Here is a 16,843-nt window from a genome sequence, read left to right as displayed (position 1 = left end):
GCTCGGTGTGCACGGTGGCGCCGCGCAGCGACGCGATGGCGGGACGCGGCCGGTCGGTCGGTAGAGCCAGCTCGTCGGGGATGCCGTCGAGCACGCGCTGCCAGTAGCCGACCTGACGCGACATCAGCGACTGCGTGTCGTCCTCGGAGCCGAGCACCTCGCGCTGCCAGAGCGCGAAATCGGCGTACTGCACGGCCAGCGGCTCCCAGCCGGGAGCGCTGTCCTGGATGCGCGCGGTGTAGGCCAGCATCACGTCACGGGTGAGCGGCCCCATGGAGAAGCCGTCGGCGGCGATGTGATGCACCACCACGACGAGCACATGCTCGTCCGCGCCGACCTGGTACAGCCGGGCGCGCAGCGGAACCTGTTCGGCCACATCGAATCCGGTGGATACGAACGCCGTGACGACCTCGATCAACTCGGCGGACTCGACCGAGACCGGGCTCAGATCCAGGCTGATCTGTTCAGCGGGCACGATCACCTGCACCGGGGTGCCGCCGTGCTCCGGGTAGCGAGTGCGCAGCGATTCGTGCCTGCGCACCACATCGGCCACCGCGAGCCGCAGGGCCTCGGCGTCGAGCGCGCCGGACAGCCGCAGCGCGATCGGCAGGTTGTAGGCGGCGGAGGTGGTGTCGTATTTGTTCAGGAACCACATGCGCTGCTGCGCGAACGACAGCGGCACGGTTTCGCCGGTGGCGCGCGTACGGGCCGTCAGCCGGGTCCTGGCATCGGTGCCGGTATGCGATTCCACCCGCGCGGCCAGCGATTCCACCGTGGATGCCTCGAACAGCGCACGCACCGGCACCGTGGTGCCCAACGCCGCGCCGATACGCGAGACGACGCGGGTGGCGATCAACGAGTTACCGCCGAGATCGAAGAAGTCGTCGTCGACGCCGACCCGCGGCAGATCGAGGACCTCGGCGAATACCGCGGCCACCGTCTCCTGCACCGGGGTGACCGGTGCACGGAACGCGCGCGCCTGCACCGCCGGCGCGGGCAGCGCCCGGCGATCCAGCTTCCCGTTGACCGTCAGCGGAATCCATTCCAGCCGCACCACGGCCGAGGGCACCATGTAGGCGGGCAGCAGTCCGGCCGCGCCGTCGCGCACCTCGTCCAGGTTCGGCGCGGTATCCGGATCCGACACCACATAGGCGACGATCCGCTGGTCGCCCGGCTGATCCTCGCGCACGATGACCGCGGCCTGGGCGATATCGGGCTGGGCAAGTACGGCGGATTCGATCTCACCGAGTTCGATGCGGAAGCCACGCACCTTCACCTGGTCGTCGGCGCGACCCAGGTATTCGAGTTCACCGAAGCGGTTCCAGCGCGCAAGGTCGCCGGAGCGGTACAGCCGCGATCCCGCGCCGTCGGCGTCGCCGAGCGGGTTGGCCACGAACCGGGCAGCGGACAGATCCGGGCGGCCGAGGTAACCGCGGGCCAATTGCGGTCCGGTCACATACATTTCGCCTGCGACACCGACCGGGACCGGACGCAGCCGGTTGTCGAGCACGAACACCCGCAGACCGGCGATCGCACGACCGACCACGCTTCCCGCGGCATCGGCGATGGTCGCCGCGTCGAGCGCACGGTAGGACACGTGCACCGTGGTCTCGGTGATGCCGTACATGTTGACGAGCACGGGCGCCGTATCGCCGTGCCGGGCAACCCAATCGGAGAGCCGGCGCAGTTCGAGCGCCTCACCGCCGAACACCACGTACCGCAGCGACAGTGGTGTGGCGTCCTGCGCATTACGGTCCGCCTCGGCCAGCTGATAGAAGGCCGACGGCGTCTGGTTGAGGACGGTGACCTTCTCGGCACGCAACAGTTCCAGGAACTGCTCCGGCGAGCGCGAAGTGTAGTAGTCGACGACCACCAGGGTGCCGCCGAACAGCAGCGGACCCCACAGCTCCCACACCGAGAAGTCGAAGGCGTAGGAGTGGAACAGCGTCCACACGTCGTCGGGTCCGAAACCGAAGTCGCGATCGGTATTGGCGAACAGCCGCACCACATTCCGGTGCGCGACCGCGACGCCCTTGGGGCGGCCGGTCGAACCGGAGGTGTAGATGACATAGGCGACATGGTCCGGGTGCAGCGGTGCCCGCCGGTCGGCGTCGGTGATGGGCGCGTCGTCGGCGTCCTCGACATTGCCCGCCTCCACGGCGAACCCGTCGAGCACCACGCTCGGCAGATGGGCCGGCACCGTGACCTGGACCGTCGAATCGATGACGACGCTGGTCGGTGCGGCATCGGCGAGCACGTAAGCGATGCGGTCGGCGGGGTAGGCCGGATCGACGGGCACATAACCCGCACCGGTCTTGACCACCGCGAGCAGCGCGACCACCAGGTCCAGCGACCGCGGCAGGATCACCGCGACCAGCGACTCCGGGCCTGCACCGTCGGCGATCAGCCTGCGCGCCAGCACATTCGCGCGCCGATCCATTTCCGCGTAGGTGAGGGTGTCGACCCCGAAACGAGCCGCGATCCGGTGCGGATGTGCGACGGCAGCGGCGTCGAACAGGGTCGACAGCGTCGCGCCGGAGTCGGCGAAGATGCCTGCGCGCTCCGTTGCCAGCAGGTCGGTGCCCGAAGACACCCACCGCTGCGACACATCGAGCCGCTCGGCCTCACCCAGCAGATCGATATCTCCGACGGCGACCGACGCGTCCTCGGTGACACCGCGCAGGATCCGCACCAGGCGGTCGGCGAACGCCGAGACCGTCTCCGAGTCGAACAGTTCGGTGGCGTAGTTCCACGACAGCGACAGCGCGCCGTCACCGATCTCGCCGACGGTGAGCTGGATGTCGAATTTCGCGGTGCCCGGGTCGAAGTCGACCACATCCAGGTCGAGGCCGGGCAGCGCGATGGTGCCCATATCCGCGGCCGAGGCGGCCTCGAAGGTCAGCGCGATCTGGAACAGCGGGTGATGGGCCTGCGAGCGGGCCGGGCTGATGACGTCGACCAGCCGCTCGAACGGCACATCGGCGTGGGCGAACGCCTCGAGATCGGTCCGGCGGACCTGCGCGAGCAGTGCGTCGAACGCCACGGCCGGCTCGACCTGAGTGCGCAGCACCAGGGTGTTGACGAACATGCCGACCAAGTCGTCGAGGGCCTGCTCACCACGTCCGGCGATCGGGGTGCCGATGGCGATATCGCTGCTGTTGGACAGCCGCGCCGCCCAGGTCGCCAGCGCCGCGTGCACCACCATGAACAGGGTGACACCGTTGGCGCGGGCCAGCTCCTCCAGTTCGCCGCGCAGCTGCGCATCGATCGAGAAAGTGTGCGTGCCACCGGCATTGGTGGCGATCTCCGGGCGCGGCCGGTCGGCGGGCAGCTCGATCTGGTCCGGCAGATCACGCAGCCGCTCGGTCCAGTAGGCGATCTGCGCGGCGGACACCGATTCCGGATCGGTCTCCTCGCCGAGCACCTCGCGCTGCCACAGCGCGTAGTCGGCGTACTGCACCTCGAGCGGTGCCCAGGCGGGGATCTCGCCCCTGGTGCGCTCGGCGTAGGCAGTGACCACATCGCGCAGCAGTGGACGCAGCGAGAAACCGTCCGAGCTGATGTGGTGCATGACCAGCACGACCACATGGGTCCGCGGATCGACCGACAGCAGCGCGGCCCGGAACGGGATCGCGCCGGTCACATCGAAGTAGGTGCTCGCCAGTGCCACGATCCGCGCCGGGAGCTCCTCGGCGGTGACCGATTCGGCACTCAACCGCACCCGGACCTCGTCGACGGGCAGAACCCGCTGGTAGCCGGTCCCCTCCACCTCGGGGTACACCGTGCGCAATGCTTCGTGCCTGGCCAGCACATCGCCGAGGGCGGCGTTCAGGGCGGCGATATCGAGTTCACCGGTGAGCCGGATGGCGACCGGGATGTTGTTGACCGCGGTCTGGTTGTCGAATCGGTTGAGGAACCACATCCGCTGCTGTGCGGGCGAGAGCGGCACCAGTTCGCCACGCTCACGCGGCTCCAGCGGAATCTGCCCGCCCGCACCGGCGGAGGACTCCACCCGGGTGGCCAGCGCCGCGACGGTCGGCGCCTCGAACAGCACCCGCACCGGGATCTGGGTGTCCAGTGCCGCACCGAGACGCGCCGCGACCTGGGTGGCGACCAGCGAGTTGCCGCCGAGGCCGAAGAAGTCGTCGTCGAGACCGACACGCTCGACGCCGAGCACGTCGGCGAAGGTGCCTGCCACGATCTCCTGCACCGGAGTCACCGGTGCGCGGAACGCCGTCGCCGCGAAGGTCGGCTCCGGCAGCGCCTTGCGGTCCAGCTTGCCCGAGGCGTTGAGCGGGAAGGCGTCGAGCACCACATAGGCCGCGGGCACCATATAGGCGGGCAGCTGCTGCGCGAGTTCGGTGCGCACCGCGTCGACGTCGACCACGCGGTCCGGGTCGGCGACCACGTAGGCGACCAGCTGATCACCGGTGTGCTCATCGGCGCGCACCACGACCACGGCCTGTGCGACCGATTCCAGTGCGGTGAGCGCGGATTCGATCTCACCGAGCTCGATCCGCAGACCACGCAGCTTCACCTGGAAGTCGGTGCGGCCCAGGTACTCCAGCTCGCCGTCGGCCGTCCAGGCGACGAGGTCACCGGTGCGGTACATCCGCTCAGCGGTGGTGAACGGGTTGGCCACGAACCGATCCGTGGTCAGATCCGGCCGTCCCACATAGCCGTGCGCGAGCTGGGCGCCCGCCAGATACAGCTCACCCGGGACGCCCGCCGGGACCGGCCGCAGCCGCGAATCCAGCACGTACACCTGGGTGTTGAACACCGGGGCACCGATCGGCACCGAGGTGGTGTCGGAATCGATCACCTCGTGGAAGGTGACGTCGACCGCGGCTTCGGTGGGGCCGTACAGGTTGTGCAGCCGAGCACCGGTCAGCTCGCGCAAACGCTGCGCGGTGACCGCGGGCAGCGCTTCACCGGAGGCGAACACGTTGCGCAGGCCCAGGTATTCGGCAGCCAAGGGCTCGGCGACGAACACCGAAAGCATCGACGGCACGAAGTGCACCGTGGTGACCTGCTCATCGGCCATGAGCTGCGCCAAGTAGGCCGGATCGCGGTGGCCGTCCGGCTTGGCGACGACCAGGCGCGCACCGACCTGCAAGGGCCAGAAGAACTCCCACACCGACACGTCGAAGGTCGACGGCGTCTTCTGCACCACCACATCGTCGGCGGCCAGACCGTACTCGGCGTGCATCCACACCAACCGGTTGACGATCGCCGCATGGCTGACCGCGACGCCCTTGGGGCGGCCGGTCGAGCCCGAGGTGAAGATGACGTAGGCGGTATTGCCGGGACGCAGCGGACGATGCCGGTCGACATCGGTGAGCACCTCGTCGGAGAACTCCGACAGATCCAGCTCATCGATGCGGACCTGCCGCGACAGTGTGCTGTCCAGGTCGGCGCCGGAGGTGAGCACGCACACCGGGCGCGCGGTCTCCAGGATGTAGTCGATGCGCTCGGCCGGATGATCCGGATCCAGCGGCACGTAGGCGCCACCGGCAACGTTCACCGCATACATGCCGACGACCAGGTCGATGGAGCGCCGCATACCCAGCGCCACATACGATTCCGGGCCCACACCGGCCTGCTTGAGCCAGCGCGCCAATTGGTGCACCCGGGCGGCGAACTCGGCGTAAGTGAGACTTGTCCCCTCGAAGGTGACCGCGTACGCGTCCGGAGTGCGTGCCACCTGCGCCTCGAACAGCGAAACCAGCGTGGCTGCGGCATCGCCGACCGGCGAGGTCAGCGCGGCGTCGACCGGGAATTCGGTGTCGTTCCACCGGTCGAGCACGCGGGTGCGTTCGATCGAGTCGAGCAGCTCGATATCGCCCACCGCGGCGCCCGGCGCGTCCGCCACACCACGCAGCACCCGCAAGAACCGCTCGGCGAAGCTGCTCGCATAGCCGGAGTCGAACAGGTCGGTGGCGTAGACGAGTTCGGCTTCCATCTCCGAATCCGCGCCCGGCACCTCGCTCAGCGTGAGCTGGAGATCGAACTTGGCCGTCGGCTGATCGATGCCGAGTTCGGTCACGGTCAGGCCGGGCAGCTCCAGCGACGTGCGTCCCAGGTTCTGGAACGACAGCATCACCTGGAACAGGGGATGGCGGGCCTGCGAACGCGCCGGGTTCAGCACCTCCACCAACCGTTCGAACGGCACGTCGGCGTGTGCGAAAGCCGCCAGATCCCGTTCGCGGACCTGGGCCAGCAGCTCGCCGAACGACTGCGCCGGATCGATCTCGGTACGCAGTACCAGGGTGTTGACGAACATGCCGACCAGATCGTCGAGCGCCTGCTCACCACGGCCTGCCACCGGGATGCCGACGGCAATGTCGTCGGAGCCGCTCAGTCGCGCCAGCAGTGCCGCGAACGCACCGTGCACCACCATGAACAGCGTGGTGCCGCTGCCGTGCGCGACCTGGTTCAGTTCCTCGATCAGCGCGCCGGGCACCCGGAACCGGTGCGTGCCCGCACCGTAGGTCGCGACGGCGGGACGCGGGCGTCCGGCCAGCCGCAGCTCATCGGGCAGACCGGCCAGCGCGGTGCGCCAGTAGTCGAGCTGCTCGGAGATGAGCGAGGTCGGATCGTCCTCGGAGCCGAGGGCATCGCGCTGCCAGAGCGCGAAGTCGATGTACTGCACCGCCAGCTGCGGCCAGCCCGGCTCGACCGACGCTGTCCTTGCCACATAGGCGGTCATCAGATCGCGAACGAGCGGCCGCATGGAGAAGCCGTCCGCGGCGATGTGGTGCACCACCACGGCCAGGATGAAGTCCTGCTCCCCCACCTGGAACACCCGCAGCCGCACCGGGAGTTCGGTGGTGACGTCGTAGCCGTGGCTCGCGAATTCGTAGAGCGCCGAACCGATCTCGTTCTCACCGAGCGCGATGACGTCCAGCTCCGGAATCGCCCGTGTCGAAGGCAGCACCCGCTGATAGGCGATCCCGTCGTGCGACGGGTAGATGGTGCGCAGCGATTCGTGCCGCACGATCACATCCGAGATCGCACCGCGCAGCGCCTCGAGATCGAGCACACCCTGCAACCGCACCGCCGCCGGAATGTTGTTGGCGGCCGAATCGGCGTCGAAGCGGTTGAGGAACCACATGCGCTGCTGTGCCAGCGACAGCGGCGGACGCTCCGGGCGCACCTGCTCGGTCAGCGCCTGCCTGGCACCGGTGCCCGCATGGGATTCCATCCGTGCGGCCAGCGCGCCGACCGTGGGTGCCTCGAACAAGGTGCGCACGCCGACCTGGGTGTTCAGCGCGGCGCTGAGCCGTGCCACCACCTGAGTGGCGACCAGCGAGTTGCCGCCGAGTTCGAAGAAATCGTCGTCGACGCCGACGCGAGTCACGCCGAGCAGATCGGCGAAGACCTCCGCCACGATCTCCTCGATCGGCGTCGAGGGCGCGCGGAAGCTCTTGGCCTCGAACACCGGCGACGGCAGCGCCTTGCGGTCCAGCTTGCCGCTGGCGTTCACCGGGAAGGCATCCAGCACAACCAGAGCGGCCGGGATCATGTAGCCGGGCAATGTCGCGCCGAGCGCGGCTTTCACCGCGTCGGTGTCGACCACGGCATCCGGTTCCCTGACCACGTAACCGACCAGCTGATCGCCGGCATGCGCGTCCGTGCGCACCACGACGACCGACTGCGCGATCCCCGGCTGCGCCAGCAGCGCCGCCTCGATCTCGCCCAGCTCGATGCGCAGGCCGCGCAACTTCACCTGGAAGTCGGTGCGGCCCAGGTACTCCAGCTCGCCATCCGCCGGCCCACCCGTCGCCCGGCCACCGCCCCTCATCGAATCGCTTCGCGATGCAGTCGTCCATCGGACGAGGTCGCCGGTGCGGTACATGCGCTCGCCGGGCACCCCGTACGGATTGGCGACGAACCGGTCGGAGGTCAGATCGGCGCGGCCGAGGTAGCCGAGCGCCAGCTGATCGCCCGCGAGATAGAGCTCTCCCGCGATACCGGGGGCGACCGGTCGCAGCCGGGCGTCGAGCACGAAGACGCGGGTGTTCCACACCGGGCGGCCGATCGGCACCGAGACGGTATCGGCGTCGGTGGCCTCGTGGTAGGTGACGTCGACGGCAGCTTCGGTGGGGCCGTACAGGTTGTGCAGCCGGGCGCCGGTCAGCTCACGCAGCCGGGCCGCGGTCGGCGCGGGCAGTGCCTCACCGGAGGCGAACACCTGCCGCAGCCGCGGCGAAGGCAGCGCGGCGGCGTCGCCGTTCTCGTTGCCGAGCGTCGCGACGAACACCGACAGCATCGACGGCACGAAGTGTGCGGTGGTGATGCCCTGTTCGGCGATGATGCGCGCCAGGTAGACCGGATCGCGATGACCGTCGGGCTTCGCGACGACCAGGCGCGCACCGGTCTGCAAGGGCCAGAAGAACTCCCACACCGACACGTCGAAGGTGGCGGGCGTCTTCTGCAACACAGCGTCGGCGGCGTCGATCGGGTATTCGTGCTGCATCCACAGCAGCCGGTTGACGATCGCCGCGTGGCTCACCGCGACGCCCTTGGGGCGGCCGGTGGAACCGGAGGTGAAGATGACGTAGGCGGTCGCCGCACCCAGGATCGGCTGCGCCCGTTCGGTATCGGCGATCGGCGCGATGCCGAACTCGGTGAGGTCGAGCGTGTCGACCGCGAGCACCGGCACGGTGGCGGCATCGAAATCGTCACGCGTGGTGGTCAGTACGACCGCAGGGCGCGCGGTTTCCAGCACATAGTCGGTGCGGTCGGCCGGCTGATCGGGATCGATCGGGACATAGCCCGCACCGGTTTCCAGCACCGCGTACATGGCGACGACCAGATCCACCGAACGCCGGATGGCCAGTGCCACCAGCGAATCCGCGCCCACTCCGTCGGCCAGCAGGCGGCGGGCCAGCTGATGGACCCGCCCGGCGAATTCGGCGTAGGTGAGCAGTTCTTCGCCGAAGACCAGCGCCACGGCGTCAGGCGTCGACGCGGCCTGCTGCTCGAACAGCGACACCAGCGTGGCATCCGGCACCGGGTAGGCGGTGTCGTTCCAGTCGGTCAGGACCTTGGCCCGCTCATCGGAGGCGAGCAGGTCGATATCGCCGATGGCGATGGTCGGGTCGGCGACGATCGCGGCAAGCACCCGGTCCAGGCGACGCGCGAAATCGGCGACGGTCGATTCGTCGAACAGGTCGAGCGCGTAGGAGAACTCGGCCGACATACCGGCGGCCTCGCCCAGCTCGTCCTGGGTCTCCGAGAGCGTCAGTTGCAGATCGAACTTGGCCAGGCGTGCGTCGTAATCGATGCCGTTGACCGAAAGCCCTGGCAACTCCAGGCTGGCCTGCCTGGTGTTCTGGAAGGTCAGCATCACCTGGAACAGTGGATGGCGCGCCTGCGAACGGGCCGGGTTGAGCACCTCCACCAGTCGCTCGAACGGCACATCGGCGTGTGCAAAGGCGTGCAGGTCGGTTTCGCGGGCCCGCGCGAGCAGATCGTCGAAACCGGCGGCACCGTCGACCTCGGTGCGCAGCACGAGGGTATTGACGAACATGCCGATCAGGTCGTCCAGCGCGGCCTCACCACGGCCGGCGACCGGGGTGCCGATGGCGATATCGCTGGTGCCCGACATCCGCGCCAGCAACACCGCCAGCGCCGAATGCATCACCATGAACAGCGACGCGTTATGCCTGCGGCCCAGTTCCACCAGCGCACGCTGGGTCTGCCCGGAGATGACGAACGGGTAGGTACCGCCGCGATAGGACGCCACCGCGGGACGCGGGCGATCCGAGGGCAGCACCAATTCGTCCGGCAGGTCGGCGAGTTCGTGCGACCAGTGCCGGATCTGGTTGGAGATCAACGAGTTCGGATCGTCCTCGGAGCCGAGGACCTCGCGCTGCCACAGCGCGTAGTCGGCGTACTGCACCGGCAGCGCCGACCAGGCGGGCGCCTCCCACGAGGTGCGCGCGGCGTAGGCCACCATGACGTCGCGGGCCAGCGGCCCCATCGACCAGCCGTCGGCGGAGATGTGGTGCACCACCATGCCGAGTACGTACTCGGACTCGTTGATCTCGAACAGGCGCGCGTGCAGCGGCACTTCGCTGGTCACGTCGAACGCCATCGAGGCCAGCTCGACCAGATGGTCGATCAGATTGTGCTCGGTGACCGGGATCGGGGTCAGGTCGGGCACGATCTGGGCGGCGTCGAGCACCACCTGCACCGGCCCGGCGCCCGTCTCCGGGAACACCGTGCGCAGTGACTCGTGGCGGTCGATCACGTCGATGACCGCGACCTGGAGCGCGGCGACGTCCAGATCACCGGAGAGCCGGATCGCGACCGGAATGTTGTTGACCGCGGAGGCGGTGTCGAAGCGGTTGAGGAACCACATCCGCTGCTGTGCCAGCGACAGCGGCACCTCTTCCGGACGTACCCGGGCCACCAGCGCCTTGCGCGCACCGTCACCGGCATGCGATTCCACCCGGGCGGCCAGCGCCGCGACGGTGGACGCCTCGAACAGCATGCGCACCGGCACCCTGGTGTCCAGTGCGATGCCGAGGCGGGAGGCGACCTGGGTGGCGATCAGCGAGTTGCCGCCGAGTTCGAAGAAGTCGTCGTCCACACCCACTCGGGTGACGCCGAGGACCTCACCGAAGATCTGCGCGACGATCTCCTCGATCGGCGTTGTCGGAGCGCGGAATTCGCGCACCTCGAACACCGGCGCGGGCAGCGCCTTGCGATCCAGCTTGCCCGACGGGTTGAGCGGCAGTGCTTCCAGCACCACGATCGCCGACGGCACCATGTACGAGGGCAGCGTGCGGTGCAGCGCTCCCTTGATGCTGTCGATATCGACCGGGCCCGCCTGCGTGACGACATAGCCGACGAGCTGATCGCCCGCGACGGTGTCGAGGACGAGCACCACGGCCTGGGTGACGGCGGGATGATCCAGCAGTGCGGTCTCGATCTCACCGAGCTCGATGCGCTGACCACGGAACTTGACCTGGAAGTCGGTGCGGCCGATGTATTCCAGCACGCCCGCCGAGCCGACCTCGGGATCGTGCGGTTCGGTCCAGCGCACCAGGTCGCCGGTGCGGTAGAGCCGCGATCCCGGCGGGCCGAACGGATCGGCGACGAAGCGTTCGGCGGACAGGTCGGCGCGGCCGTGATAGCCACGCGCGGTCTGCGTGCCACCCATGTACAGCTCACCGGGGACACCGACGGGAACCGGCGAGAGCCCCTCGTCGAGCACATAGGCGCGTGCGTTCCACACCGGACGGCCGATCGGCACCGTGCTGGGCGCGACCTCGGTCAACTGCCACGCGGTGGCGTGCACGGTGAACTCGGTGGGGCCGTACAGGTTGTGCATCGCGGCGGTGGAGAACTGCCGGAACGCGGTCACCGTGGCAGGCGGCAGCGCCTCACCGGCCACCAGAACCGCACGCAGCGAAGCACATTCGGCCGAGTTCGCGGCACCGGCGAACACCGAGAGCATCGAGGGCACGAACGAGGTCATGGTGACCCGGTGCCGTCCGATGATCTCCGACAGGTACAGCGGATCGCGATGCCCGTCCGGCGCCGCGATCAGCACACGGGCGCCGACGGCCAGCGAACCGAACAGCTCCCAGACCGACACGTCGAAGGTGACCGGCGTCTTCTGCAACACCACATCGCCGGGGCCGATGCGGTATTCGGCGGTGATCCAGGCGATCTGGTTGACCACCGAGGCATGGCTGACCGCAACACCCTTGGGGCGACCGGTCGAGCCGGAGGTGTAGAGCACGTACGCCGTATTGGCCGGACGCAACGGCGCACGGCGGTCGGCATCGGTGACCGGGGCGTCGGAGTACTCGCTCAGATCCTCGGTATCGAGGAAGATGACCGGCACATCACTCGCGGTGACGTTGTCGGCGATGGTGGTCAGCACGCAGACCGGTGCCGAGGATTCGAGCACGTATTCGGTGCGCTCGGCCGGATGGTCGGGGTCGATCGGCACGTAGCCGCCGCCCGCGGTCATGGTGGCGTAGAGCGCGACGAGCATGTCGACCGAACGCCGGATACCGACGGCGACCAGCGATTCCGGGCCGACACCTGCGTCGATCAGCTTGCGCGCCAGGCGGTTGACCCGGCTCGCGAACTCCGCGTAGGTGAGTTCCTCGTCGAGTCCGTCGATTCGGCCGCTGCCGTCGAAGATCACACCGAGGTCGTCCGGGCGCTGCCGGACCTGTTCGGCGAACAGATCGAGCACGGTGGCCGCGGGCACGTCGTGGGTGGTGTCGTTCCAGCCCGCGAGGACGGTGGAGCGCTCGGCGTAGTCGAGGATCTCGATATCGCGCACGGCGGTAGCCGGTTCGGCGACAACGGTTTCCAGCACCCGCAGATAGCGGCGAGTGAATTCGTCGACGGTATCGGCGTCGAACAGATCGGTGGCGTAGGAGACCACGGCCGACATGCCGGCCGGGGCACCGTCGCCGCCGCGCTCCTCGGTGACCGTCCATTGCAGGTCGAACTTGGCGATATCGACCTCGAGCTCGTCGGCGGTCACCGACAGCCCTGGCAGCTCCAGCGCCGCGTGCGACATCTCCTGGAACGACAGCATCACTTGGAACAGCGGGTGGCGCGCCTGCGAACGGGTCGGGTTGAGCACCTCGACGAGCCGCTCGAACGGCACATCGGCGTAGGCGAACGCCGCGAGATCGGTTTCCCTTGTCCGGGTGAGGAATTCGGTGAACTGCTCGCTGCCGTCGACCTCCGAACGCAACACCAGGGTGTTGACGAACATGCCGATCAGATCATCGAGAGCCTGCTCACCGCGACCGGCCACCGGCGTACCGATGGCGATATCGCTGGTCCCCGACAACCGTGCCAGCAGCACCGCCAGCGAGGCGTGCATGACCATGAAGAGGCTGACGCCCTGCGCGCGGGCCAACGCGGACAGTTGCTGATGCAGGTCGGCGTCGATGGTGAAACCGACCCGGCCACCCTGGAAACTCTGCACCGCCGGACGCTGCCGGTCGGCGGGCAGATCCAGCTGATCGGGCAAGCCGGCCAGCGCCTGCTGCCAGTAGCCGATCTCGCGGGCGGCCATCGACTCCGGATCCGATTCCGAGCCGAGCAGTTCACGCTGCCAGATGCTGAAGTCCTGGTACTGCACCGGTAACGGCGACCAGCCGGGCTCGGAGCCCTCGGCGCGCGCCAGATAGGCGGCGGCCACATCGCGGGCCAGCGGGCCGAAGGAGAATCCGTCCGCGGCGATGTGATGCACCACGAACGCCACCGCGTACTCCGGCGTGCCGTTGCCGCGACCACCGGTCACCTCGTAGATGCGCACCCGGATCGGCAGCTCGCGGGAGACGTCGAATCCCATGGAGGCGAATCCGGCCAGCACACCGTGCAATTCGGATTCATCGATCGGCTCGACCGTGATGCCGAGATCGACCTGCTCGACCGGGATGACGAACTGATAGCCGCCGTCACCGGATTCCGGGAAGATCGTGCGCAGCGATTCCTGCCGCGCCACTACATCGTTCAACGCCGTCTGCAGCGCTTCGACGTCCACCCGGCCGCGCAACCGCACCACGAACGGCAGGTTGTAGGTCGGCACCGTGGGATCGAACTGGTTGATGAACCACATCCGCTGCTGCGCCAGCGACAGCGGCACCCGCTCGGGCAGACGCTGCGCCACCAGCGGCGGTCGCACACTATCGGCGGGCACCGAATTCTCCGCCCGCGCCGCGATTCCCGCGACGGTCGGCGTCTCGAACAGCGCACGCACACCCAGCTGGGTGCTGAACGCCGCACCGATCCGCGACACCACCTGCGTCGCGACCAGCGAGTTGCCACCGAGATCGAAGAAGTTGTCGTCGATGCCGATCCGGTCCTGGCTCAGCACATCGGCGAAGATGCCCGCCACGACCTGTTCGGCCTGGGTGCGCGGGGCACGGAACCCGGAGGCGTCCGCCGCGAACACCGGCTCCGGCAACGCCTTACGGTCCAGTTTGCCGCTGGTGTTGAGCGGGAAGGCGTCCAGCACCATGATCGACGCGGGCACCATGTAGCTCGGCAGCTTCTCCGCGACGAACCGCGTCAGCTCGGCCGATTCCACGCTCAGGCCCGGCGCGGGCACCACGTACGCGACCAGCTGCTGGCCGGTGGCGGTGTCGACCACCAGCACCACGGCCTGGCTGACCGCGGTGTGCGCGAGCAGATCGGTTTCGATCTCACCGAGCTCGATGCGCTGACCACGGAACTTGACCTGGAAGTCGGTACGGCCGATGTACTCGAGGACACCGGCCGCGTTCCAGCGCACCAGGTCGCCGGTGCGGTACATGCGCTCGCCGTCCGGCGAGAGCGGGTTGGCGACGAACCGGTCCGAGGTCAGATCCGGGCGGCCGCGATAGCCCCGCGCGAGCTGACGTCCACCCAGGTACAGCTCGCCCGGCGCACCGATGGGCGCGGGCCGCAGCCGCGAATCCAGAACATAGACCTCGACATTCCACTCCGGAATACCGATCGGCACCGTCACGGTGTCGGCGGCCGTGGCCTCCCAGTAGGTCACCGAGACCGCGGCCTCGGTCGGGCCGTACAGGTTGTGCAGGCCTGCGGAGGTGATCGCGCGGAACGCCGCCGAGGTCTCCGGCGGCAGCGCCTCACCGATAACGAACACCGCGCGCAACGAGTCGACCTGCGCGGGCGTGGCATGCGAGACGAACACGGTGAGCATCGATGGGACGAAGTCGGTGAACGTCACCCGATGCTTCGCGATCATGTCCGCGACGTAGATCGGGTCGCGATGCCCGTCCGGTGCGGCGATGACCAGCTTCGCGCCGACCATCAGCGGCAGGAAGTAGCCCCACAGCGACACGTCGAAGGTGGTCGCGGTCTTCTGCAGGTACACATCGTCGGCGGTGAGCTGGTACTCGTCCAGCATCCACAGCTGCTGGTTGACGATCGCGTGATGGGTGACCGCGACGCCCTTGGGGCGGCCGGTCGAACCCGAGGTGTAGATGACGTAGGCGGTGTTGTCCGGACGCAGCGGGGCCGAACGGTCCGCGTCGGTGATCGGCTCGGCCGAGAAGTCCGCGACATCGAGGGTGTCGATCTCCACGCGCTGCACCGATTCGGGCAGCTCCAGCTCGTCGGTCGAGATGGTCAGCACACAGACCGGTGCCGCGCTGTCGAGAATGTAGGCGGTGCGGTCGGCCGGATGATCCGGGTCGATCGGCACGTACGCGCCACCGGCCTTCAGCACCGCGTGCATGCCGATGACCAGCTCCAGCGAGCGGCGCATACCCAGCGCGACCAGCGACTCCGGGCCGACACCGTCGGCGATGAGGAACCGGGCCAGCCGGTTCACCCGCTCGTCGAACTCGGCGTAGGTGAGGGTGGCGCCCTCGAAATCGAGCGCGATGTTGTCCGGGGTCAGCGGGATCTGCGCGTCCAGCAGCGCGGGCAGCGTGGTGGTCGGCACCTCGTGCGCCGAATCGTTCCACTCCACCAGCGACTCGGAGCGTTCGGCGGCTGAGGTGACCTCGAGCTGCCAGACCGAGCTGTCGGCGTCAGCAGCCAGGAACCGGTCGAAGAACTCGAGGAACCGGCCGTGGTGGCGGCCTGCCTCGTCGTCGGTGTAGAGGTTCGGGTTGGTCTCGAAGTCGATATGCGAGCGGGTGCCCGCGACCGACTGATAGAAGTTGACGCCGAGATCCTCGATGCTGCCGGTGGACAGCACGCTGAGCTGGCCGACCATCGGGCCGAGCACCAGCTCGTCGTGGAACAGCATGATGTTGACCCACGGACCGAAGAACTCCGTGGTGACGACACCATCACCGGCCGCGTCACGGCGGATGTCCTCATGCCGGTAGCGCTGATGACGCAGCGCCCCCGACACCTCGACCTGCACCTCACGCAGCAGTTCGGTGACCGAGGTGTCGTATCCGACGCGCAGCCGCAGCGGCACGATATTGGAGGCCACACCACCGGAACGGCGCATCGCCGCCGTGGTCCGGGCGGTGACGGGGAGGCTGAGGATGACGTCCTCGGTGCCGGTCAGCTGCGCCAGGTAGGCGGCGAAACCGGCGATCAGCATCGCGGCAGGCGAGGAATCGTGCCTGGTGACGGCCTCGGCGAGCAGCGAATCCTGCTCCTCCGATAGAGCAGCGCTGACGATCCCGTTCACCGGAGACGGCGGCGCCGAACGTCCGGCCAGGCTCGAGCCCTCCTCGAGGCCTGCCACCCGCTGCGCCCAGTGCTCCTTATCGGACTGGAAGCGTGTGCTGTCGCGGTAGGTGATCTCGGTTTCGTAGAGCTTGCGCAGGTCGGTCGACTTGCTCGGCGCGGGCTCGGCACCGGTGACGTAGGCGGTGTAGAGCTCGGCGATCCGGGTCATGAACGTCATGGCGCCGAAGCCGTCGAGGGCGATGTGGTGGGCGCGCGAGTACCAGAACCAGCGCTGGTCCTCGATGCGCAGCGCGGCGGCGCGGATCAGGCGATCTTTGACGATGTCGAGGGGGTGCGAGTACTCCGCGCGCATCCATTCCTGGGCGGCGGCTTCGGGGTCGTCGGCCTCGCGCAGGTCGACGTATTCGAGGGTGGCATCCAGCGACGGGTCGACGGTCTGCAGCGGTTCACCGTCACGTTCGATGATCCGCAGGAAGCCCGATCCCATATCGCGGGCGGCCTCGGAGCTGGCCCGCTCGAGGGCTGCTACATCCAGGTCGCCGCGCAGATCGACGTACTGCGCGATGTTGACCGGTACCTGAGGATCGACATGCTGGGCATACCAGATACCCAGCTGCGCCGGGGACAACGGAAAGTACTCATCCCGCTCACCACCAGTTTCGCCGTTTCCGCCGAAATCCAGCCGGTCCAA

The 16,843-nt window shown here is 68.4% G+C and carries 1 protein-coding gene (running past one end of the window); it reads right to left on the bottom strand.

The window, feature by feature from the left end; genetic code table 11:
• On the bottom strand, positions 1–16,843 hold the 5' end (the start) of the coding sequence (locus tag ACFXNW_RS14480) for a non-ribosomal peptide synthase/polyketide synthase (protein WP_379418162.1). 26,834 nt of this gene lie to the left of the window's left edge; only the first 16,843 of its 43,677 coding nucleotides appear in the window; it begins with the start codon at positions 16,841–16,843; its stop codon lies beyond the left edge, outside the window.

Source organism: Nocardia sp. NPDC059180 (genome assembly GCF_042754945.1).
Lineage (GTDB): Bacteria > Actinomycetota > Actinomycetes > Mycobacteriales > Mycobacteriaceae > Nocardia.
Note: the sequence above shows the minus strand (reverse complement) of the source record. Positions and strands in the feature narration are given on the sequence as shown.